Here is a 22171-nt window from a genome sequence, read left to right on the forward strand (position 1 = left end):
CCCTCGCGGGGGGCCCGTAGGGTGCGGGGATGCGCGTATTGATTACCGGTGGGGCGGGCTACATCGGCAGCACGATCGGGTCGGCGTGCCTCGACGCCGGCATCGAGCCCGTGATCCTCGACAGCCTCGTGACGGGCCGCAGGGAGTTCGCCGACGGACGCATCTTCTACGAGGGCGACGTCGGCGACGGCGCCCTCGTCGACAAGATCTTCGCCGAGCACCCCGACATCGAGGCCGTCGTCCACTGCGCCGCCCTGATCGTCGTGCCCGACTCCGTCGCCGACCCGGTCGGCTACTACCGCGCGAACGTCGCCAAGAGCCTGGAGTTCACCGACCACCTGCTGCGCAACGGCTGCGAGCGGATGGTCTTCAGCTCGTCCGCGTCGATCTACCGCGCCGGCGAGGACCACACCGTCGACGAGGACTCGCCGCTCGCCCCGCAGAGCCCGTACGCGCGGACCAAGGCGGTCTGCGAGGCCATGTTCGCCGACATCGCCGCCACCCGCCCGATCCGCATCCTGTCCCTGCGCTACTTCAACCCGATCGGCGCCGACCCGGCCATGCGCACGGGCCTGCAACTGCGCCGTCCCAGCCACGCCCTGGGCAAGATGATCGAGGCGTACGAGGAGGGCGTGCCGTTCCGGATCACCGGCACCGGCTACCCGACGAGCGACGGCACGGGCATCCGCGACTACGTCCACGTCTGGGACCTGGCCGCCGCGCACGTGGAGGCGCTGCGCCGGTTCGACTCCCTGGACGCAGACGTGATCAATCTCGGCACCGGCGCCGGCACGACGGTCCGGGAGCTGGCCGAGGCGTTCAACCGGGTGGTCGACCGGCCGATCGACGTGGTCGAGGCGCCCGCCCGGCCCGGTGACGTGGCGGGGGCGTACACGCGCAGCGACCGGGCCCGCCGGCTGCTCGGCTGGGAGGCCCGGTTCACGGTCGAGGAGGGCATCAGGCACTCGCTGGAGTGGGCGTCCCTGCGCGACTCCCGCCTGACCTGACCTGCCCGCCGGTCGTCCCGGAAGGGCCGGCTCCGCGCCTCTCCCGCCAAGCGGCGACGGGAGAGGCGCGGAGCGCGGTACTACTTGGCGACGCTGACGCCGAACGGCAGGTCGAGGGAGGAGATGTCGTCCTTGCCGTTGTCGAACTCGCTGGAGACGTCCTCAGCCGTCGGAGCCTTGATCGACACGGCGCCGCCCCAGCCGGTGAAGCGGGTGTCGACCCGCACGCCGTCCCTCGCCGAGCCCGAGCCCGTGATCGCGGCCTGCGGGAACGTGGACACCAGGCGGACCGGCAGGCCGGCCGCGTTCAGGGTGAGCTTCCAGGTGATGACGCTCTTCAGCGCCTTGGCCGTGGGCTTCGGGTCGAGCGCGCTCGCCCGGTACCAGGGCGAGACCTTCCGCAGGTCGCGGACGGTGATCGTGCCCGCGTAGCCGCCGCTCACCGGCTTGGCGGTCTTGAGCAGGGTCTTGAGCGTGGCCTGCTCGGCGACGTTCACCGGCTGGCCGAAGGTGCCGGTGAGGCCGCCCGTCGGGCCGTTCGGGGCCTTGAACCAGGTCTCGCCCTCCGGCAGGACCGTGCTCCACAGGCCGCCGGACAGGTACGACGTGGTGCCGATCCGGATCGTGCGCTCGGGCCTGGCCAGGGCCTTGAGCTCCTCCGGCGCCTCGTCGCCCAGGTCGGACACGGAGATGTTCAGCTTGCCCGTGATGTCCGAGGCGGCGATGCCGGACTTGCTGAACTGGAAGGTTCCCGTGCGGCGGACGAAGACCTCGCTGCGCGCACCGTCGGTGACGGTGACGCGCTCGCTGAACTTCATCCCCTTGCCGGGCACCAGCTGCTTCTTGACGGCGGCCACGGGGTTCTTGGGCGCCGCCGCCTGGGCGGGGGTGGCCAGCAGCGCGGGGGGCGCGGCCACCAGGGCGGCGGCCGTCGCCAGCGCGACGCCGGTGAGGGTTCGCTTCATATGCGGTTGTCGTCCTTGGATTGAGGGGGATGAAAGCTCGGCGGTCTACTTGCTCAGACCGAGCGAGCTGGTGGAACCTTCGGGGATGTCCTCGAAGGCGGTGAGGAGCTCCGCCATCGTGGCCTCGTTGGCTTCTTCGGAGGAGATCACGTCGTCCTCCGAGGGCGCCTTGATCGTGATCTTCGCGCCCCAGCCGGTGAACCGGGTCTCGACGGTGGTTCGCGTCCAGTCCTTGCCACTGCCGGCTCCGGTATCGGTGTCGAGCCGGGTCGGCAGGCCCGCGGAGTCGAGGCCGAGCAGGTAGGAGAACGCCCCGCTGCCTCCGGAGCCGGGCGCCCCGGCCTCCTTGGCCGTGAGCGAGCCGCGGTGCAGCCCGCCCTTGACGCTCTTGGCATGGGCCACCAGCGATCGCAGCACCCTGGGCTTGAAGACGTCGACGCCCGCCAACGAGACGAGGGGCTCGCCCTCGAACTCCATGAACGCCCACGTCTTGCCCATGGGCAGCCGGTCGAGCAGCAGCGGCGACTGGACGTAGAAGCGTCCGCCGACGCTGACGATGCGCATCCAGTCGGTGGAGGCGGCATCCTTGCCCGTGTTCCTGACCATGAGGTCGGAGGCGACAACGCCCGACTTGCCGAACTCCACGGACCCGGTGACCCGGGTGGTCTCCCGAAGGCTGGGTCTGTCCGACGTCGTTCGCATCGTCTCGGAGATCGTCACGCCGTGGCCGGGGACGAACTGCCGCTTCAGTGCCGTGCCCGGGTCCGCGGCCGCCTGTGCGGGGACGGCCGGGAGGAGAGCCGCGGCCGTCACCGCGGCCGCGAGCATTCGTTTCATGAACTTCCTCGGAAAAAGGGACCCTGCGGGATTACCTGACGTTGCCCAGCGAGTTGAGCGAGCCGTCCGGGATGTCCTGCGGGACCGTGCTGTCGTCGCCGAGCTCGGAGACGTCGGCGACCTCGTCGGCCGGCGGGGCCTTGACCTTGACCTTGGCGCCCCAGCCGGTGAAGCGGGTCTCGGTCGTGCTGTGGCTGGCGCCGAGGATGCCGTAGTCGAGGGTCCAGTCGCTGACGACCCTGGTGACCAGGCCCTGGGAGTTCAGGGCGAGCAGGTAGGAGACCTCGACCTTGGCGACCTTCTTGTCGACGGGCTGGCCGTAGATCTTGCCGAGCTCCTTGACCGTGAGCGTGCCGCGGTAGATGCCGCCCTTGGTGCTCTTGGCGTGGGAGACGAGGGCCTTCAGCACCTTGGGCTCGAAGACGTCGAGCATCTGGTTGGAGTTGCTGATCCTGATGCCGGTGTCGGGGTAGCGGACCCACTTCTTGCCCTCGGGCAGGCCCTCGCTGTAAAGACCGCCCTGCGCGTATACGTGCTTGCCCACAGTGATCATCCGGGACGGCATCAGCGACGCGAACACGTCGGAGTTCTTGCCGGCGCTGTGATTCCTCACGTCCGAGGCGACGATTCCGCCCTTGCCGAACTCGAAAACGCCGGTCGTCTTCGTGGCGCCGGTGCTCTTGCCGTCCAGCGAGGAGCGGGACGTCTCGGTGAACCGCACGCCGTGCCCGGCGACGTACTGCTTCTTCAGCGCCTTCGCCGGGTCCACGGGCGCGGCCTGGGCCGGGGTCGCGGTGACCAGCGCCGCCGCGGAGGCCAGGGCCAGGCCCGCGATAATTCGCTTCATCCGATTCCTTCAGATCAAGAATGAGGGGAGCAGGAATCCTGCCAATTGAAGATCACGACCATATATCGAGAGACACCGCATAAGGCAGCGAATTGGTGCACTTTCGGTGCAGAGTGGGACATGGTGAAGTGAGATCACCGTCACATAGCGGAAGAACCGTGCCCCGATGACCTGTGCAGGTCAAGCTTGGGGCTAGGCTTCACTGGCGGAAACGCCCGGCACGCACCCCTGAGCGTAGGAGCTCGCCGTGAGAGAGCGAGGCACGAAGCCGACACGAGCGGCGAGCGGACGCGACCGTCAGCGCAGTTGCCCGGGCCGTCGAACATCAGTCGGATAAGCAAGGACGGACCCTCGTGGACCTGTTCGAACATCAGGCGAAGGAGCTCTTCGCTGACTACGGCATCCCGGTGCCACGCGGCATCGTCGCCAACACCGTGGAGGAGGTGCGGGCGGCGGCTGAGGAGCTGACCGGCCGCGTTGTCGTCAAGGCCCAGGTCAAGACCGGCGGTCGCGGCAAGGCCGGCGGCGTGAAGGTGGCCGACGACGCCGCCGACGCCGTCGAGAAGGCCACCGCCATCCTCGGCATGGACATCAAGGGCCACACGGTCCACAAGGTGCTCGTGGAGGAGGCCAGCGCGATCGCGGAGGAGTACTACTTCTCCTTCCTGCTCGACCGCGCCAACCGGACCTTCCTCGCGATCTGCTCCGCCGCCGGCGGCATGGACATCGAAGAGGTCGCCCACAGCACGCCCGAGAAGGTCGCCAAGGTGCCGGTCTCGGCCCTCGACGGCATCGACCGCGCCAAGGCCCGTGAGATCGCGGTGGCCGGCGGCCTGCCCGAGAAGTCGCTCGACGGCGCCGCCGAGCTCATCGAGAAGCTGTGGCACTGCTTCGTCGACGAGGACGCCACGCTGGTCGAGGTCAACCCGATGATCCTGTCGGCCGACGGCCAGGTGAAGGCCCTCGACGGCAAGGTCACCCTCGACGAGAACGCCGGCTTCCGCCAGGCCGACCACGAGGCGCTGGCCGACAAGGCCGCCGAGGACCCTCTGGAGGCCAAGGCCAAGGAGAAGGACCTCAACTACGTCAAGCTCGACGGCAACGTCGGCATCATCGGCAACGGCGCGGGCCTGGTCATGTCCACCCTCGACGTGGTCGCCTACGCCGGTGAGGCGTACCCCGGCAAGCCGTCCCCGGCGAACTTCCTCGACATCGGCGGCGGCGCCTCGGCCGAGGTCATGGCCGCGGGCCTGGAGATCATCCTCTCCGACCCGAGCGTCAAGTCGATCTTCGTGAACGTCTTCGGCGGCATCACCGCCTGCGACGCCGTCGCCAACGGCATCGTCTCGGCGTTCAAGCTGCTGGAGAGCCGCGGCGAGGCCGTGACCCACCCGCTGGTGGTCCGCCTCGACGGCAACAACGCCCTGCTCGGGCGGCAGATCCTGGCCGACGCCGCGCTCCCGCGGGTCGAGCTGGTTGACACGATGGACGACGCGGCCAAGCGGGCCGCCGAGCTCGCTGCGGTAGGTGCGTGAGTCATGGCTATCTGGCTGACCGAGAACAGCAAGATCATTGTTCAGGGCATGACCGGCGGTGAGGGCACCAAGCACACCCGCCGCATGCTCGCCTCCGGCGCGAAGGTCGTCGGCGGCGTCAACGCCCGCAAGGCGGGCATCACGCACGAGGGCCTGCCCGTGTTCGGCACGGTGAAGGAGGCCATGGAGCAGACCGGCGCCGACGTGTCGGTCGTCTTCGTGCCGCCGGCCCACACCAAGGCCGCCGTCAAGGAGGCCGTCGACGCGGAGATCCCGCTCTGCGTCGTGATCACCGAGGGCATCCCGGTCCACGACTCGACCGAGTTCTGGGCGTACGCGGTGGCCAAGGGCAACAAGACCCGCATCATCGGTCCCAACTGCCCCGGCATCGCCTCGCCCGGCGCGTCCAACGCCGGCATCATCCCCGCCGACATCACCACCGCCGGCCGCATCGGCCTGGTCTCGAAGTCCGGCACGCTGACCTACCAGCTCATGTACGAGCTGCGCGACTTCGGTTTCTCGACCGCGGTCGGCATCGGCGGCGACCCGGTCATCGGCACCACGCACATCGACGCGCTCCAGGCGTTCCAGGACGACCCGGACACCGACGCGATCGTGATGATCGGTGAGATCGGCGGCGACGCCGAGGAGCGTGCCGCGGCCTACATCGAGCAGCACGTCACCAAGCCGGTCGTGGCCTACGTCGCGGGCTTCACCGCCCCCGAGGGCAAGACGATGGGCCACGCCGGCGCCATCGTCTCCGGCTCGGCCGGCACCGCCCAGGCCAAGAAGGAGGCCCTGGAGAAGGTCGGCGTCCGCGTCGGCAAGACCCCCTCCGAGACGGCCCGCCTGATGCGCGAGATCATGCAGTCCCGCTAGTCACGCGTGGAAAAGCCCCGCCTGGCCGCCGCCATGCGGGGCTTTTCCATGTCCGGGGGCCGTCGGGGCGGCGCGTAAAGGGCTGGGCAAGGGGGTGGGACGCGTTCGCGGGGGTGTCTCGGTGACAAAGTGGACCCGCTGCGGCGCGTCAACCAAGCGATGGTTGGGAAAGATTGAGAAAATCACATCTGTGACGGCCATTCTCGACCAGTTGCGTACCGCCCCCAAGTCGGTGCTCGGCAAGCTCCCCGGGGTCTCGACCGACGACGACGAGACGAGGCGGCCGCTACCCGTGTCAGGGATGCTCGCCGCCGCCTGCACGCTGGGCGTCGGCCTGGCCGTGCTCACCACGCTCACCCTCGTCGGCTGGATCGCCGCGCCGCGCGGCACGCTCGGCGCGGGCCTGCCGGGGGTGTTCCGCGCCGCGGCGCAGCTCTGGCTGGCCGCGCACCACGCGGGGTTCGCGATGCCCGGCGGCCGGGTCGGGCTGCTGCCTCTCGGGCTGATGGTGCTGCCCGCGTTCCTGCTCTACCGCGCCGGCCGGTGGATGGCCCGCGACGCCGACCTGCGGCTGCGCCTGCCCGCCCGGCTGCCCAAGAACAGCCCGCGCGAGCAGGCCAACGCCCGCCGCCGCGCGCAGCTCGTGCTGGTCGGCCAGGCCGGCGTCTCGCTGGCGGCCCCCTACGCGTTGCTGGCCGGGCTGATCGCGCTGGTGGCGAGCAACGAGATCACCCAGCCGTTCATCGGCGAGGCGCTGCTCAGCCACTTCGTGCTGGCCTTCCTGGCGGGCTCGCTGGCCACCGCGCGCATGATCGGCCCGTGGCGGATCATGCTCAAGCTGCTGCCCGAGCGGCTGCGGGCCGTCACGGTCGGCACGGCGGTCGCCACCACGGCGCTGCTGGCGTCCGGGCTGGGGCTGGTGCTGGTCGCGGTCGTCCTGAACTTCGGGCAGGTCAGGGAGTTGTCGGACGTGCTCGCGCCGGGGTTCGTCGGCGGCGTGCTGCTGTTGCTGCTCCAGCTCCTCTACCTGCTCAACGCCGTGATCTGGGCCTCCTCGTACATCGCCGGCCCCGGCTTCGCCATCGGCGCGGACACGCTGGTCGCCCCGACCGGCGTCCAGCTCGGCACGGTGCCCAGCCTGCCGATGCTGGGCGCGCTGCCCGAGAGCGGGCCCGTGCCCGCGTGGATGATGGCGGTGATCGCGCTGCCGTTCGCGGCGGGGGCGGTGGCGGGCGTGTTCGTGGCCCGCATCTCGCCCTCGCACTCGTACGAGGCCGCCCCCCTGTGGGGTTTCCTGACCGGCGTCTCCACCGGCCTGGTCGCCGGCCTGCTGGCCGCGCTGTCCGGCGGGCCCATCGGCGGCGGCCGGCTGTCGGCGATCGGCCCGTCCCCGTGGGAGGTGGCGTTGTCGGTGGCCCTGGAGGTCGGCGTGGCCGCCGGCATCTCGGCGGGCGTGGCCAACCTGCTGCTGCTCAACAAGAAGGCCCGCGCGCCGCTCGACAAGGCCGCCGCGCCGGTCCGCAAGGCGGGCGCGGCCATCGCCAAGGCGGCCAGCAAGGTGGGCCTGGCCGAGTCCGACCCGCGCCCGCTGCCCGGCCACTGGATGGACGCCACCGAGGCCGACACCCAGGAGATCCCGGTCATCAGGGACGACTGGCAGGACGAGCACGCCTCCGCGGAGGCCGAGACCCTGGCCCAGGCCCGCCCGCGCCCGGCCGGGACCACGCCCGGCGGCCCCGGCGACCCGGCCCGCCCGCCGCGCAAGGACATCGTGGACGAGTCCGACGACCGCGGCGGTCACGTCATCTACGTCGACCCCTACGCCTGGGACCGTGACTAGGGCTGCATCGCCCCGAGCAGCTGGAGGACGTCGGGCGGCAGCTTGCGCTGCGCGGCGTCCCTGAACTGGGTGAAGCACTCGCCCTGGGCCGAGACCGTGCCCGCGCCCTTCATGCACTCCTGGTAGGCGGAGTACTCGTCCATCAGGTAGAGCTGCATCCCCGTGGCCATCGCCGACAGGGCCAGCGCGATGGAGGAGATGGTGATGCCGCCGACGGCCGTGCCCGTGGGCTTGTGGGCGCCCCTCAGTCGTGGCAGCGCGCGGACCCCGGACATGAGCGCGAACAGGGCCATGACCAGGCCGGCGAGCGGCAGCATGAACGTCATGGCCAGCGCCGCGATGGACAACCAGATCGCACGGCGACCCGCTGAATCGGCGGGCTGCTGGCCCGCCGGTGCCTGCACCGGTGTCGACACCTGACCTCCTCTGCGTCGCCGGGCGAGGAACAGATACCCTGTCAGCCCCACCCTGTTTCCATTCTTTGGAGTGTGCGTGTCAAAGGCTGGGCGGCTCGTCGTCCTCGTCTCCGGCTCTGGAACCAACCTACAGGCCCTGCTGGACGCTTCCGCCGACCCGGCGTACGGTGCGCGGGTGGTGGCTGTGGGCGCGGATCGGGACGGCATAGAAGGCCTGGCCAGGGCCACCAAGGCAAATGTCCCGACATTTGTTGAAAAACTGAGCGATCATGCGACCCGGGCGGATTGGGATGCCGCCCTCGCCGCCGAGATCGCATCGTACGAGCCCGACCTGGTGGTGTCGGCGGGCTTCATGAAAATTTTGGGTGCTCCCACGCTCGACGCGTTCCCCGTGCTCAACACCCATCCGGCGCTGCTGCCGTCCTTCCCGGGCGCCCACGGCGTGCGCGACGCGCTGGCCCACGGGGTGAAGGTGACCGGCTGCACGGTGATGCTGGCCGACGCGGGGATCGACACCGGGCCGATCGTCGCCCAGGAGGCGGTGCCCGTGCTGCCGGATGACGACGAGCCGGTCCTGCACGAGCGCATCAAGACCGTCGAGCGCCGCCTGCTCGTCGACATCGTCGGCCGGATGGCCCGCGAGGGCTGGACGGTCAGCGGACGAACCGTCCGCATCGGCAACCAATCAGGAGGGGAAAGCACGTGACTCGCATCGCCATCCGGCGCGCGCTGATCGCTGTCTACGACAAGTCCGGGCTCGAAGAGCTGGCCAGGGCACTCGACGGCGCCGGCGTGGAGATCGTGTCGACCGGCGGCACGGCCGCCGCGATCGCGTCCCACGGGATCCCGGTGACCAAGGTGGAGCAGCTCACCGGGTTCCCCGAGTGCCTCGACGGCCGGGTCAAGACGCTGCACCCGCGCGTGCACGCCGGCCTGCTGGCCGACCTCACCAAGCCGCACCACGTGGCCCAGCTCGACGAGCTGGAGATCGACCCGTTCCAGCTCGTGGTGGTCAACCTCTACCCGTTCCAGCAGACGGTGGCCTCCGGGGCCTCCGACGAGGAGTGCGTCGAGCAGATCGACATCGGCGGGCCCGCGATGATCAGGGGCGCCGCCAAGAACCACGCCACCTGCGCGGTCGTGGTCGACCCCGCCGCCTACGGCGACGTGCTCACCGCGCTGGACGAGGGCGGGTTCACGCTGCACGAGCGCCGCCACCTGGCCGGTGTCGCCTACGCCCACACCGCCGCCTACGACGTGGCCGTGGCCAACTGGTTCGCCGGGCCGTACGCGGGCGGGGAGGAGTTCCCCGAGTTCACCGGCACCGCGTACGAGCGCAAGGCGACCCTGCGCTACGGCGAGAACCCCCATCAGCGCGCCGCCCTCTACACCTCCGGCTCGGGCGGCCTGGCCAACGCCGAGCAGCTCCACGGCAAGGAGATGTCCTACAACAACTACCTCGACTCCGACGCGGCCTGGCGGGCGGCCTGGGACTTCGCGGAGCCGTGCGTGGCGATCATCAAGCACCAGAACCCGTGCGGCATCGCCGTCGGCGCCGACGTGGCCGAGGCCCACCGCAAGGCCCACGCCTGCGACCCCGTCTCGGCCTACGGCGGCGTGATCGCGGTCAACCGCGAGGTCACCGTCGAGCTGGCCCGGCAGATCGCCGACGTGTTCACCGAGGTCGTCGTGGCCCCCGGCTTCAGCGCGGAGGCGCTGGAGGTGCTGCGGGCCAAGAAGAGCCTGCGTCTGCTGCGCTGCCCGGAGGGGCCGTCCCAGCCGCTGGAGTTCCGCCGCATCGACGGCGGCCTGCTGCTGCAGGCGGTCGACAGGATCGACGCCGGCGGCGACGACCCGTCGGCGTGGGAGCTCAAGACCGGCGCGGCGGCCTCGCCGGAGCTGCTGGCCGACCTGGCCTTCGCCTGGCGCGCCTCGCGCTCGGTGAAGTCGAACGCCATCCTGCTGGCCGCCGACGGCGCCACGGTGGGCGTGGGCATGGGCCAGGTCAACCGGGTCGACTCCTGCCGCCTCGCGGTCAGCCGGGCGGGGGAGCGGGCCGCGGGCTCGGTCGCCGCCTCCGACGCGTTCTTCCCGTTCCCCGACGGGCCGCAGGTGCTGATCGAGGCCGGGGTCAAGGCGATCGTGGAGCCCGGTGGCTCGATCCGGGACCAGGAGGTGATCGACGCCTGTGAGCAGGCGGGCGTCACCCTCTACTTCACCGGAACCCGCCACTTCTTCCACTGATCACCGGTTGATCGCCGGTTGATACCGGTTGATCATATAAAGGGCGACAAGAGATCACTTGTCGCCCTTTATCCGTTTTCGGCGGCGAGCATCGGCCCGGCCCGGTTACCCTGATTGCCGCCCTGCCGTGCTCATTCCCCCGGAGTCCCCATGCTCGACGCGACCCTGCACGCCTTCGTGACCATGAACGGTTTCTCGACCAGCCCGTTTGTCCTCCTGGTCTTCGCCTTCGTGGGCGCGTACCTCGGCAGCCGCGTCGTCGAGCTCATCCCCTTCACCCGGCGGATCATCGAGCGCCGCGAGGCCCGCTTCGCCGAGCGCGACTGACCGGACAGGCGCCAGGCGAGCCGGGCGGGACTAGCTCGACAGGCGCCACGCGAGCCGGGCGGCCCCGGCCAGCCCCGCGCGCACGCCCAGCGTGGTCGGCCGCACCCGGACCGACCGGACGAACGCCAGCCCCGCCACGTCGTCGAGCGCCCGCTCCAGCGGGCCGAAGAGCACCTCTCCTGCCGCCGACACGCCGCCGCCGATGACCACGGTGTCGAGCTCGACCGCGGCCGCCGTGGAGGCGATCATGCCCGCCAGCGCCCTGGCGCCGCGCTCGAAGGCCGCCACGGCCACCGGATGCCCGCCGGCCGCGTCGGCGGCCAGCGCCCTGGCGTCGCGGTCGCCGACGGGCGCCCAGCCGTTCTCCAGGGCCCAGCGGGCCAGGTTGGGGCCGCTGGAGTAGCGCTCGACGCAGCCCCGGCCGCCGCACTCGCAGCGCTCGCCGCCCGGATCGACGCTCATGTGGCCGACGTGCCCGGCGTTGCCCGCCGGGCCCAGGAGCGGCGCGCCGCCGATCACCAGGCCGCCGCCGATGCCGGTGGACACGACGACTCCGAGCAGCGAGGTGCTGCCCTGCCCGGCGCCCAGCCAGTGTTCGCCGAGCGCCATGCACTGGGCGTCGCCGGCCAGCACCACCGGCAGGCCGGTCAGCCGCCGCAGCTCGTCGCGCAGCGGGAAGCCGCGCCAGCTCGGCATGTTCACCGGGCTCACGGTGCCGGTGGTGAGGTCGAGCGGGCCCGCGCAGCCGACCCCGACGGCGTGCGGGGGCGGGCCCCCGCCGGTCACCTCCGCGACGAGGTCCTTCAGGGCGGCCATGACGTCGGCCCGCGGCGTGGGCCGGGTGGCCGGACGCAGGACGGAACCGGCCTCGTCGACCAGCGCGGCGGCGAGTTTGGTCCCGCCGATGTCGACGGCGAGTACGCACCTCATCCGCGTACGGGGTGGCCGGGCCGGCGGCGACCGCCGAGGCGTGGCAGGGGGGAGCGGGCAGGCAAGGGGAACCTCCGTCTGGCGTGCTGTCGGCGCCACGATATGTCTTTCCTTGATCGATGACAACGATGTCATCGTTACCCTGTGGACAACGGAGGCCGTCTGCCTCCCATCTGTGGAAAAACTGTGGACGAACGCGCGGCCGGTGCCGGCGGGCCGGGGAGTCGTGGAAGGATTGACGGCATGAGCGCAGTGAAACTCGACGGCAAGGCGACAGCCGCCAGGATCAAGGCAGACCTCGCGACCCGGGTGGCCGCGCTCAAGGACCGTGGCATCACGCCCGGCCTGGGCACCGTCCTGGTGGGCGACGACCCCGGCAGCCAGATCTACGTCGCGGGCAAGCACCGCGACTGCGCCGAGGTCGGCATCGCCTCCATCCGCGTCGACCTCCCGGCCACCGCCACCCAGAAGGACGTCGAGGCGGCCATCGACGAGCTCAACGCCTCCCCGGCCTGCACCGGCTACATCGTCCAGCTCCCGCTGCCGAAGCACCTCGACACGATGGCGCTGCTGGAGCGCATGGACCCGGCCAAAGACGCCGACGGCCTCCACCCGGTCAACCTCGGCCGCCTCGTCCACATGGTCGACGCGCCGCTCCCGTGCACCCCCCACGGCATCGTGCTGCTGCTCCAGGCGTACGACGTGCCGATCAAGGGCGCCGACGTCGTCGTGGTCGGCCGTGGCATCACCGTCGGCCGCTCGCTCGGCCTGCTGCTGACCCGCCGCAGCGAGAACGCCACGGTGACCCTCTGCCACACCGGCACCGAAGACCTGGCCGCCCACGTGCGCCGCGCCGACATCGTCGTGGCCGCGGCCGGCGTGCCCGAGCTCATCACGCGTGACATGGTCAAGCCCGGCGCGGCCGTCCTCGACGTGGGCGTCTCCAGGGTCCACGGCAAGATCGCCGGCGACGTGGCCCCCGACGTGGAGGAGGTCGCCGGCTTCCTCACCCCCAACCCGGGCGGCGTCGGCCCGATGACCCGCGCGCTGCTGCTGTCCAACGTGGTGGAGGCCGCCGAGCGTTCCTGAGCGGTGGGATGAAGCCCTGATGGGGGGAATGGGAAGAAGAGCGAGCCCCACCCCCATCACGGAAGGCCGATTCATGGACACCCCGCTCATCGCTGTCGAGGGCACCTACGAGGAGATGGGGGCCGCGATCGGCCACCAGACCGCCGACCTGGTCGCGCGGAGCGTCGAGACCTACCTGCGGCGCTTCCGCGACAAGTCGGGGCTCTCCGCCGCCGACGTGCTGCGCTGGGGCCAGACCTTCCTCGACGTGGCCAGGGCGTACGACGCGAGCATCGCCGCCATGCTGGAGGGCCTCGCGGCGGGCGCGGGCCGGCCGGTCGAGCACATCGCGGCGCTCAACGCCCGTACCGAGCTGCTCGACGGCACCGGCTACCACGACGACGGCTGCACCTCGGTCGCCGTCCTGCCCAAGTACACCCGCGACGGTCACACCCTGCTCGCCCAGAACTGGGACTGGCATCCCGAACAGGGCGCGGTCACCTTCCTGCTGGCCACCCGCGACACCGAGGGGTTCGCGGTGCTCACGCTGGCCGAGGCGGGCATGCTGGCCAAGTCGGGGCTCAACTCGGCGGGGCTCGGGGTGTGCGCGAACCGCCTGCAGTCCGACCGCGACCACGCCGGGGCGGGGGTGCCGTACCACTATCTGCTGCGCGGGGTGCTGCAGTCGGAGCGGATGAGCCGGGCCCACCGCAAGGTGCTCGACGTGCCGCGCGTCTCCTCGGGCAACCTGCTCATCGCCGACGCCGGAGGCGAGGCCATCGACCTGGAGGTGGCGCCCGGCGCGTTCGGCGCGCTGCTGCCGCGCGACGGCCTGCTCACCCACGCCAACCACTTCGAGGCCGAGCTGCCGTTGGAGGACATGAAGGCGGCCCGGTCCGGCCTGACCCTGCTGCGCCCCGAACGCGTGCGCCACCTGCTGGAGGACACCGCCGCCGAGCGCGCGGTGGGCCTGGAGCACGTCGTCGCCGCCCTGCGCGACCACTACTCCTTCCCCGACGGCGTCTGCCGCCACCTCGACCCCGACGCCACCCTGGCCGAGCAGTGCCGCACGGTCTACTCCGTCGTGATGGACCTCGACGCCCGCGAGCTGTCGATCGCCGGCGCGCCGCCGTGCGCCCGCCCGTACGAGCGATGGTCCCTGGACGAGGTGTTCAAGCCGGACGCCACCCCCGAGCTCTGCTTCGACCCCACGACCGACGACGGGCGGCGTCCTTCGGCCTGGTGAGCCCGCTCAGGGCTGGAAGCCCAGGTCCACGGTCACGGCGACGTCGAGCAGCAGCGGCTCCTCGCGCCCGGCCAGCGACGGGATCACCTCGTCGAGCGCGGCTGCCAGCTCGGCGGGGCCGTCCACCCGCCGGGCCGGGCAGCCCAGCGACCTGGCCAGCGCACCCATGTCCACCTCGGTGAACGGCGGCCAAGGGGCCTTGCCGCCCTGCCGGTCGGCCAGCCGGTCCATGACCGCGTAGCGGCCGTTGGCGAGCACGACGAACAGCGCGCCCACCCGGTAGTGGGCGGCGCTCCACAGGGCGTGCACGCCGTAGAGCGCCGAGCCGTCGCTCACGACCGCGACCACCGGACGTCCGGGCAGCGCCATACGCAGGCCGACCGCGGCGGGCACGGCGAACCCGAGCCCGCCCATGGCCGCCGAGACGAAGCCCAGCGGGTTCCTGGCCGGGACCAGCCGGTGCAGGTCAGGACGGGACGACGGGGTCTCCTCCAGCAGCACGACGTCGCGGGGGAGCCGCCGGGCCAGCTCGCGCAGCACGTACGCGGCCCGCATCGGCTCCCCGCCGGGCACCTCGGGAACCGGGGCCACGTCCACCGGAGCGGGGGAACGGGCGGGCACCAGGACCGCCAGGCGCTCGCAGACGGCTCCCGGCGGGGCCAGGACGGCCAGGTCGGCCGCGCTCCGGTGCGCCTCGGCCGGGTCGTCGGTGACCACGGCGACCGCCGTCCCCGGCTCGACGAGCGGCCCCGGCGCGTACGGGTACTGCCGGAACACCGGCGCCCCCACGGCCAGCACGACGTCGTGCGGGGCGAGCGCGGCCCGCAGCCGCCCGCGGTCGGCCGGCAGCACCCCGGCGTACTGGGGATGGTCCTGCGGGAACCCCGCCAGCGCCCCGAACGACTCCTGGAACACCGGGCACGCCAGCCGCTCGGCCAGCTCCACCAGCGGCCCCCACGACGCCCCCGCGCCCGCGACGATCGCCGGGGACCGCGCCCCGGCCAGCAGCTCGGCCAGCGGCGCCAGGCCGGCGTCCGGCACCGCGGCGGGCCGCAGCACCCGGACGGGCGCGGCCGGGGTCTCGCCGGCGAAGGGCGCGTCCCAGTCGTCCATGGGCACCACGACCAGCGCCGGGCCCCGGTGCGTGACCGCCTCGTGGAAGGCCCTGGCCAGCGCGCCGGGCACGTCCTGCGCCCGTACCGGCTGATCCGTCCACACCGGGTAGTCGCCGGCCAGCCCGGCCAGCCGCCCGGCGAGGAACGGCTCCAGCGCCAGGTGCCGCCGGTCCTGCTGCCCCACCAGGACGACCAGGGGCACCCGGTTCACCCGGGCCGTGGCCAGGGCGCCCACCGCGTTGCCCAGCCCGGCCGTGGTGTGCAGCACGGCCAGCGCGGGCCCGGCCTGCCCGATCGCCCAGCCGGTGGCCAGGCCGACGACCGAACCCTCGTGCAGCGCGAGCACGAAGCGGAGGTCGTCCGGCAGGCCGGTCAGCAGCGACACCTCGGTCGATCCGGGGTTGCCGAAGATCGTCGTCAGTCCGTACCGGCGCAGCACCTCGAACGCCGCTGCCCTCACTGTGCTCACTGTGCCCCTCTCGCCTGCTGGATCCGCCGGTAGACCTGCCCGCGCAGCTCGCCGAACCGCGGCAGCGACCGGGTGGTGAGCTGGTCGCGGTCGCGCGGCAGGTCGATCGTGAGGTCCTCCATGACATGCGCGTCCACGGCGGCGAACGGCTCGTCCATGAGCAGGACCTGCGGCTCGTACGCCACGGCCCGCGCGATGGCGACGCGCTGCTGCATGCCGCCGGAGAGCTGCCAGGGATGCGCGTCGGCCACGTCGGCCAGCCCGACGGCCGTCAGCGACCCGGTCACCAGCTCGTCCCGCCGCGCGCGCGGCACCCGCTTCTCCTTCAACGGCAGCTCGACGTTCTGCCGCACGGTCATCCAGGGGAACAGGCTGCGGCCGTACTCCTGGAAGACCACGGCCATGCGCGGCGGCGGCCCGGTCACCGGCTCGCCGGCCGCCCACCACACCTGCACGAGCACCGCGGGCAGCGCGACCAGCCGGAGCGCCCTCACGCCGCCGCCTCCGAGCGCACGGCCGGATGCCAGGCCAGCACCCGGCGTTCGAGCAGCCGCACGGCCGCGTTGACCACGATGCCGACGCACCCGGCGACCACGATCAGCGCGTACACGGTGGGCACGGCCCCGCTGCTCTGCGCCACCTGGATCTCCGCGCCGAGCCCCGGGCTGCCGATCACCAGCTCGGCCGTCACCGCCAGGATGAACGCCACCGCCGCCGCCAGCCTGAGCCCGATCAGCACGCCCGCCGCGACCGCCGCGCAGAACGCCACGGCCAGCCCCAACGCCCAGCCGCGCATGGTCTCGCCGAGCGTCGATCCTCCTCGTCAGCACGCCGTCGGCCAGCGCCAGGTCGGCGATGGTCTGCACGGACGCCTTGTTCACCTCGACCGGCCACCGCGGCAGGTTGATCTTCGCGATCACCTCGGGCGCGATCTTCGTGTACGTCCCGAGGATCTGCCGGACCTCGTCGGGGTGGCCGTCGGCGTACTCCGGCGACTTGCGCATCGCCGCCGTGAACCGCCTGGTCAGGCCGGGGTCGGTTCGGCCGGTGGTGAAGTACATGGCGACGGTGAGGTCGGGGGCGGCGTCGGCGAAGTTCCAGGCCACCGGCCGCGCTCCCTGGCTGATCGCCTGGCTGACGAACGGCTCGACCACCCAGATGGCGTCCACCCGGCCGCTCTTCAGGGCCGCGGGCGCGTCGGGGAAGGGCAGCTCGACGAACTCGATGCCGACCTGATCGGGCTGCCCGGCTCGACCAGCACCGCGCTGAAGTCCTCGCCCTGCCGTCCGGTCGAGGAGACGCCGTTGGCCACCACCTTGACGTCCAGGCCCTGCTGCTTGGCGGTCAGTAGCGAGGTGGTGTTGGCGAAGGCGAACTGGAACTGCCCGCCGACCGCCCCGGAGATGCCGGCCGCGCCGCCCTGCACAGGGGGGATCGTCAGGTCGATGCCCTGCTCGGCGAAGAAGCCCTTGGACCTGCCCAGGTGGATGGGCGCGGTGTCCACGATCGCGATCACTCCGGCGTTGACCTCGTCCTTGCCTTCCGTCCGCGTACCCGGCTGCGTGCCGCCGCAGGCGGTCACGAGCAGGGCGGCGAGGATGATCAGAGCGCGACGCACGGCTGCTCCCCGGTGTTCGCTATGCGCACAGGTATTCTCTGTCCGAACAGCTCTGTATGGCGGAAACTACGCCCTTGTCGGTTCCTGTCAAGGGATCACCATGGTCGATCATGTGCAGTCGCCGGCCAGAGGGCTCGCGGTGATCCGCGCGTTCAGCGCCGCGGCGCCCGAGCTGACGCTCAGTCAGGTAGCGCGGGCGACCGGCCTCAGCCGCGCCGCCGCCAGGCGCTTCCTCATCACGCTCGCCGACCTCGGCTACGTGCGCGGCGACGGCCGGCTGTTCGCGCTCACCCCCCGCGTCCTGGAGCTGGGGTACGCCTACCTGTCCGGCCTGTCGTTGCCCGAGGTCGCCGGACCCCACCTGGAACGCCTGGCGGCCGAGGTGCACGAGTCCGCCTCGGTCGCGGTCCTCGACGGCGAGGACGTCGTCTACGTCGCCCGCGTCGCCACCGCCCGGATCATGAGCGTGTCGATCAGCATCGGCACCCGCTTCCCGGCCTACTGCACGTCGATGGGCCGGGTGCTGCTGTCCGCCCTGCCGCCCGCCGGCCTGGAGGACTACCTGGGACGCGCCGCGTTACGCGAGCTGACCTCCAGGACCGTCGTGCGGCCCGCCGCGCTGCGGGCCGAGCTGGAGCAGGTGCGCCTGCGCGGCTGGGCCATGGTGGACCAGGAACTGGAGGAGGGCCTGCGGGCCGTCGCCGCGCCCGTACGCGACCACGCCGGCCGCACGGTCGCCGCCGTGAACGTCTCCACGCACGCCGGCCGTACCAGCCTGCACGAGATCAGGCAGGGACTGCTGCCGGAGCTCCTGGCCACGGCGGCGCGCATCGAGGCCGACCTGGTGAAGGTCTCGGTCACCCGCGCCTGACGCCCGGTCCTCCCTCACCGGTTGCGGTAGCGGTCGGTGGCGTCGCGGGTGGCGCGGATCGCCGCCTCGGCCCGGTCGTAGGTGCGCTGGGCCAGGCCGACGAAGATGCAGTCCACGATCAGGAGCTGGCTGATCCGGCTGGCCAGCGCGCCGGGCCGGAAGGCGGTCTCCCGGCCGGCCGACACCAGCGTGTGGCTGGCCAGGTCGGCCAGCGACGAGCGCGGGTTGTTGGTGATGGCCACGATCAGCGCCCCCGCCTCGGCCGCCGTACGGGCCGGGACCAGCACGTCCGGCGTCTCGCCGCTGCAGCTGATGGCCACCGCCACGTCGCCGTCCCGCAGCAGCGCGGCGCTGGTCAGGGCCAGATGGGCGTCGCTGAACGGGTGGCTGGACAGGCCGATGCGCAGCAGTTTCTGCGACATGTCGGCGGCCACCAGCCCCGAGGCGGCCACGCCGTAGACGTCCACCCGCCGGGCCATCGCGATGGCCTGGACGACCTCGCCGAGCTGGTCGGGGTCGAGCTGCGCCGCCGTGTCCGCCAGCGCGTCGGACTCCGCCCGCGCCACTTTGGCGATCACGTCGGTCAGCGGGTCGTCGGGGGCCAGGTCGCCGGGCACCAGGCGTTCCGGCTGCTTGGCCACGGCGGCGGCCAGCGCGAAGCGCATCTGCGAGTACCCGGCGAAGCCGAGCGCCCGCGCGGTGCGCACGATCGTGGCCTCGCTGGTGCCCGACACCGCGCTGAACTCGGTGATCGTGCTCCGCACGACCAGGCCGGGGTCGTCCAGGATGATGCGCCCGATGGCCTGCGCCGCCGGGGTCAGCGACGGCAGCACCGCGCGCACGGTGGCGACCGGGTTCACGGGCTCGGCGCTCAACGGGTCAGCCATTCGGCCGCCGCCTGCGCGGAGACGCGGGAGATGCCGTGCGTGGCGAGGTGGGCGGCCCCCACGGGCGCGTCGCTGATGCCGGTGTCCACCACGATCGCGTCGGGCCGGACGGCCAGCGCCCGCGCCAGCGCCTCGCGCACCCACGGATGCCGGGCGGCGTCGTGCACCACGAGCACCACGGGCCGGTCGTCGAAGGCGGGCAGCGCGCCGTCGCGGTCGAGGCGCACCCTGTCGGTGTTCGGCAGCCGGGCGGCCAGCGCCGCCGTGATGCCGGTCGGCGTGGCCGGATCGACCGCCTGACTGAGCCGGGTGTTGACCTCCACGACCAGCGGGGCCCGGTCCAGCACGGCGGAGCCGGTCGTGGTCAGCGCGGCCCTGGCGGCCTCCAGGCCGACGCCCTCGTCGATGTCGGCGCGGGCCTTCTCACGCAGCGCGGACCGCTCGGCGTACCAGGTGGACAGGGCGAGCACCCGCTCGGCCGCCTCGGCCAGCCGCTCCTCCGCCAGCGTGCCCGAGCGCACGGCCGCGACGACGGCGTCGCGCATCTCGTGCAGGCTCCGCTCGTCGGCCCGGCCGGCGCAGATGACGTCGACGCCGGCGGCCAGCGCGCGCACCGCGATCTCGCCGGGGCTGAACATGGCGGCCACCGCCTGCATCTCGATCGCGTCGGTGACGACCACGCCGTCGAAGCCGAGCTCGCCCCTGAGCAGCTCGGTCAGGGCGCTGTGGCTGAGCGTGGCCGGCATCGACGGGTCGAGCGAGGGCACGAGCAGGTGGCCGGACATGATCGTGCGTACGCCGTGCGCGATGGCGGCCCGGAACGGCGGCAGGTCGCGTTCGTCCAGCACCGCCCGCGAGGCGTGCACGGTGGGCAGCGCCAGGTGGGAGTCGGTGATCGTGTCGCCGTGCCCCGGGAAGTGCTTGGCGCAGGCGGCCACGCCCGCGCCCTGCACCCCGGCCACGTACGCGACCGTGTGCCGGGCGACCAGCTCGGGATCGGGCCCGAACGACCGCACGCCGATGACCGGGTTCTCCGGGTTGGCGTTCACGTCGGCGGAGGGGGCGTAGTCGAGGGAGATGTCGAGCTCGGCGAGCATCCGGCCGATCTGCCGGCCGACCCGCTCGGTGAGGTCGACGTCGTCGGCCACGCCCAGCGCCCGGTTGCCGGGGAAGGAGCTGCCCGCGGCCACTTCGAGCCGGGTGACCGCGCCGCCCTCCTCGTCGATCGCGACGATCGCGCCGGGGTTCTCGGCGCGCACCGAACGGACGAGCTCCTCGCCGATGGAGTTGCGGGCGAACAGGATGACACCGCCCAGGCCCTCGCCCAGCGCGCGGCGCAGCCAGTCGGGAGGCGACGTCCCTTCGAACCCCGGCTGGAGCACCGTCATCGCAAGTCGGACCAGCTCTGCGCTCATGCGGCATTTTCCTTCACGGTTGTTGATCTGAAGGTAATTTTCTGTCATCGTCGCCCTCGACACAACCATTGTCGAGAGGCCACCCCCCATGCCCAGCAGAAGGACTCTCCTGAAGGGTCTCGCTCTCGCCGCCGCAGCGTCCGCCGTGCCGCTGCCGGCCTTCGCCCAGGCCGACTACGTCCCCCCGCTGCGTCAGATGCGCGGCATGTGGATCGCTTCCGTGGTCAACATCAACTGGCCCTCGAAGCCGGGGCTGAGCGCCGACGAGCAGAAGGCCGAATACCTCGCCTGGCTCGACGTGGCCGTGCAGCGCAAGCTCAACTCCGTGTTCGTGCAGATCAGGCCGACCGCCGACGCGTTCTGGCCGTCGCCGTTCGAGCCCTGGTCGCAGTACCTGACCGGCACCCAGGGCCAGGACCCCGGCTACGACCCGCTCGGGTTCGCCGTCGAGGAGACCCACAAGCGCGGCCTGGCCTTCCACGCCTGGTTCAACCCCTACCGCGTGTCGATGCAGCCCGACCCCAGCAAGCTGCACCCGGACCACCCCGGACGCAAGAACCCCGAGTGGATCCTCCCGTTCGGCGGCAAGCTCTACTACAACCCGGGCATGCCCGAGGTCCGCAAGTTCTGCCAGGACGCGATGATGGACGCGATCACTCGCTACGACATCGACGGCCTGCACTTCGACGACTACTTCTACCCGACCAACACCACTGCTTTCGACGACAGCGCCACGTTCGCCAAGTACGGTGCCGGCTTCCCCGACCTGGCCTCCTGGCGGCGCAACAACGTCGACCTGATGGTCAGCGAGATGCAGCAGCGCGTCCTCCAGGCCAAGCCGGAGATCGCCTGGGGCATCAGCCCGTCGGGCATCTGGCGCAACAAGGGCACCGACCCGCTCGGCTCCGAGACCAACGGCGGCCAGTCCTACGACAACCTGCACGCCGACACCCGCGGCTGGGTCAAGAAGGGCTGGCTGGACTACATCGCGCCGCAGCTCTACTGGTACATCGGGCAGCCGCCGGCCGACTACTCCAAGCTCGTCCCGTGGTGGTCCGACGTGGCCGCGGGCACGAACACGCTGCTGTGGATCGGGCAGGCCGCGTACAAGGCGGGCGACCCGGCCCAGGCCGCCGAGTGGCAGAACCCGGCCGAGCTGTCGAAGCACCTGACGCTCAACCGCGCCCACCCCGAGGTCGGCGGCGACATCTGGTACAACGCCAACGACGTCAAGGTGGACAGGCTCGCCTCCATCACGACCACCGTCAACGACCACTACCAGCGGCCCGCGCTCGCGCCCGTGCTGCCCCGCCTGGCGAACGGCGAGCCGCCGCGCCGCCCGGTGGTGGCGTACGCGCTGCGCCGCAACGGCGGCGTCGAGGTCCGCGTGGTCGCCACCGGCCGGAACGAGCCGTTCCAGTTCGCGATCTTCCGCTTCCCGGGCGAGGCCGGCCAGAACGCCTTCGCCGACGCCCGCAACCTGGTCGCCGTCGTGCCCGGTGACCGGCAGATCCGCTGGACGGACCCGGACGGCAAGCGCGGCGACCACTACTACGCGGTCGCCGTCGACCGGGCCAACAGGACCAGCCAGGCCAGCCACGGGTTCCGGGTGATCTGAAATACGCCGGTAAGGAAACGTTCATCTCCGGCGCCGC

General features: G+C 72.1%; 21 protein-coding genes and 1 pseudogene. 11 read left to right on the plus strand and 11 right to left on the minus strand.

The window, feature by feature from the left end; translation table 11 throughout:
* The first annotated feature begins 29 nt into the window (after positions 1-29).
* A complete protein-coding gene (galE, locus tag AB0J97_RS07950; protein ID WP_357707790.1) occupies positions 30-1007 on the plus strand; it encodes a UDP-glucose 4-epimerase GalE in 978 nt (325 codons plus the stop codon).
* 80 nt (positions 1008-1087) lie between these two features.
* Here galE and AB0J97_RS07955 read toward each other — a convergent pair whose 3' ends face one another.
* The 3 genes from AB0J97_RS07955 to AB0J97_RS07965 are packed head-to-tail and all read right to left on the minus strand — an operon-like array spanning position 1088 to position 3656.
* Complete coding sequence (locus tag AB0J97_RS07955; RefSeq protein WP_364086016.1) at positions 1088-1972, minus strand: hypothetical protein; 885 nt, start codon at positions 1970-1972, stop codon at positions 1088-1090.
* A gap of 45 nt (positions 1973-2017) precedes the next feature.
* On the minus strand, positions 2018-2809 hold the full coding sequence (locus AB0J97_RS07960) for a hypothetical protein (RefSeq protein ID WP_364086019.1): 792 nt from the start codon (positions 2807-2809) through the stop codon (positions 2018-2020).
* A gap of 31 nt (positions 2810-2840) precedes the next feature.
* Positions 2841-3656: a hypothetical protein gene (locus tag AB0J97_RS07965; RefSeq protein WP_364086022.1), complete on the minus strand. Its 816-nt coding sequence runs from the start codon at positions 3654-3656 to the stop codon at positions 2841-2843.
* 353 nt (positions 3657-4009) lie between these two features.
* Between AB0J97_RS07965 and sucC the strand changes: the two genes are divergently transcribed.
* The 3 genes from sucC (at position 4010) to AB0J97_RS07980 (ending at position 7910) form a co-directional block, all read left to right on the plus strand.
* Positions 4010-5191 carry an ADP-forming succinate--CoA ligase subunit beta gene (gene sucC, locus AB0J97_RS07970; RefSeq protein WP_364086025.1) on the plus strand — a complete coding sequence of 394 codons (1182 nt, stop codon included), beginning with the start codon at positions 4010-4012 and terminating at the stop codon, positions 5189-5191.
* A gap of 3 nt (positions 5192-5194) precedes the next feature.
* Positions 5195-6070, plus strand: coding sequence for a succinate--CoA ligase subunit alpha (sucD, locus tag AB0J97_RS07975; RefSeq protein WP_125644468.1), 876 nt, complete (start codon positions 5195-5197; stop codon positions 6068-6070).
* A gap of 190 nt (positions 6071-6260) precedes the next feature.
* Positions 6261-7910, plus strand: a complete 1650-nt coding sequence (locus tag AB0J97_RS07980) for a DUF6350 family protein (protein ID WP_357707785.1) — start codon at positions 6261-6263, stop codon at positions 7908-7910.
* Here the strand turns inward: AB0J97_RS07980 and AB0J97_RS07985 are convergent.
* Positions 7907-8326, minus strand: coding sequence for a hypothetical protein (locus AB0J97_RS07985; RefSeq protein ID WP_357707783.1), 420 nt, complete (start codon positions 8324-8326; stop codon positions 7907-7909). The genes AB0J97_RS07980 and AB0J97_RS07985 overlap by 4 nt on opposite strands.
* A gap of 76 nt (positions 8327-8402) precedes the next feature.
* Here AB0J97_RS07985 and purN point away from each other — a divergent pair, with 76 nt between their 5' ends.
* From purN to AB0J97_RS08000, 3 genes are all read left to right on the plus strand, one after another.
* A complete protein-coding gene (gene purN / locus AB0J97_RS07990; RefSeq protein WP_364086033.1) occupies positions 8403-9032 on the plus strand; it encodes a phosphoribosylglycinamide formyltransferase in 630 nt (209 codons plus the stop codon).
* Positions 9029-10570 (plus strand): bifunctional phosphoribosylaminoimidazolecarboxamide formyltransferase/IMP cyclohydrolase, encoded by a 1542-nt coding sequence (gene purH, locus AB0J97_RS07995; protein ID WP_364086036.1) that lies wholly within the window; start codon positions 9029-9031, stop codon positions 10568-10570. Before purN ends, purH begins: the two co-directional genes overlap by 4 nt.
* 150 nt (positions 10571-10720) lie before the next feature.
* Complete coding sequence (locus AB0J97_RS08000) at positions 10721-10897, plus strand: hypothetical protein (RefSeq protein WP_357707777.1); 177 nt, start codon at positions 10721-10723, stop codon at positions 10895-10897.
* A gap of 30 nt (positions 10898-10927) precedes the next feature.
* On the opposite strand, the gene AB0J97_RS08005 is transcribed toward AB0J97_RS08000, so the two are convergent.
* On the minus strand, positions 10928-11827 hold the full coding sequence (locus AB0J97_RS08005) for an ROK family protein (protein ID WP_364086040.1): 900 nt from the start codon (positions 11825-11827) through the stop codon (positions 10928-10930).
* A gap of 243 nt (positions 11828-12070) precedes the next feature.
* Here AB0J97_RS08005 and AB0J97_RS08010 point away from each other — a divergent pair, with 243 nt between their 5' ends.
* Both AB0J97_RS08010 and AB0J97_RS08015 read left to right on the plus strand, forming a co-directional pair.
* On the plus strand, positions 12071-12916 hold the full coding sequence (locus tag AB0J97_RS08010; RefSeq protein WP_357707774.1) for a bifunctional methylenetetrahydrofolate dehydrogenase/methenyltetrahydrofolate cyclohydrolase: 846 nt from the start codon (positions 12071-12073) through the stop codon (positions 12914-12916).
* Between the two features lie 73 nt (positions 12917-12989).
* Positions 12990-14141, plus strand: coding sequence for a C45 family peptidase (locus AB0J97_RS08015; protein WP_357707773.1), 1152 nt, complete (start codon positions 12990-12992; stop codon positions 14139-14141).
* A gap of 6 nt (positions 14142-14147) precedes the next feature.
* Here the strand turns inward: AB0J97_RS08015 and AB0J97_RS08020 are convergent, their stop codons facing one another.
* The 4 genes and pseudogenes from AB0J97_RS08020 to AB0J97_RS08035 all read right to left on the minus strand — a co-directional run bounded on the left by AB0J97_RS08020 (position 14148) and on the right by AB0J97_RS08035 (position 17343).
* Positions 14148-15716, minus strand: coding sequence for a thiamine pyrophosphate-dependent enzyme (locus tag AB0J97_RS08020; protein ID WP_364086044.1), 1569 nt, complete (start codon positions 15714-15716; stop codon positions 14148-14150).
* A 5-nt stretch (positions 15717-15721) separates the two neighbouring features.
* Positions 15722-16159: pseudogene (locus AB0J97_RS08025) on the minus strand (ATP-binding cassette domain-containing protein); the annotation flags it as partial.
* 56 nt (positions 16160-16215) lie between these two features.
* Positions 16216-16521 carry an ABC transporter permease subunit gene (locus AB0J97_RS08030; protein ID WP_364086047.1) on the minus strand — a complete coding sequence of 102 codons (306 nt, stop codon included), beginning with the start codon at positions 16519-16521 and terminating at the stop codon, positions 16216-16218.
* 384 nt (positions 16522-16905) lie between these two features.
* Complete coding sequence (locus tag AB0J97_RS08035; protein ID WP_364086050.1) at positions 16906-17343, minus strand: ABC transporter substrate-binding protein; 438 nt, start codon at positions 17341-17343, stop codon at positions 16906-16908.
* A 100-nt stretch (positions 17344-17443) separates the two neighbouring features.
* Between AB0J97_RS08035 and AB0J97_RS08040 the strand changes: the two genes are divergently transcribed.
* Positions 17444-18214 carry an IclR family transcriptional regulator C-terminal domain-containing protein gene (locus AB0J97_RS08040; RefSeq protein ID WP_364086053.1) on the plus strand — a complete coding sequence of 257 codons (771 nt, stop codon included), beginning with the start codon at positions 17444-17446 and terminating at the stop codon, positions 18212-18214.
* Between the two features lie 14 nt (positions 18215-18228).
* On the opposite strand, the gene AB0J97_RS08045 is transcribed toward AB0J97_RS08040, so the two are convergent.
* Both AB0J97_RS08045 and AB0J97_RS08050 read right to left on the minus strand, forming a co-directional pair.
* Complete coding sequence (locus tag AB0J97_RS08045) at positions 18229-19101, minus strand: MurR/RpiR family transcriptional regulator (RefSeq protein WP_357707767.1); 873 nt, start codon at positions 19099-19101, stop codon at positions 18229-18231.
* Positions 19086-20516: a glycoside hydrolase family 3 N-terminal domain-containing protein gene (locus AB0J97_RS08050; RefSeq protein ID WP_364086057.1), complete on the minus strand. Its 1431-nt coding sequence runs from the start codon at positions 20514-20516 to the stop codon at positions 19086-19088. Before AB0J97_RS08050 ends, AB0J97_RS08045 begins: the two co-directional genes overlap by 16 nt.
* A gap of 88 nt (positions 20517-20604) precedes the next feature.
* Between AB0J97_RS08050 and AB0J97_RS08055 the strand changes: the two genes are divergently transcribed.
* Positions 20605-22134: a family 10 glycosylhydrolase gene (locus tag AB0J97_RS08055; protein WP_364086061.1), complete on the plus strand. Its 1530-nt coding sequence runs from the start codon at positions 20605-20607 to the stop codon at positions 22132-22134.
* Positions 22135-22171 lie beyond the last annotated feature (37 nt).

This window comes from Nonomuraea sp. NPDC049607 (assembly GCF_040675375.1).
Lineage (GTDB): Bacteria > Actinomycetota > Actinomycetes > Streptosporangiales > Streptosporangiaceae > Nonomuraea.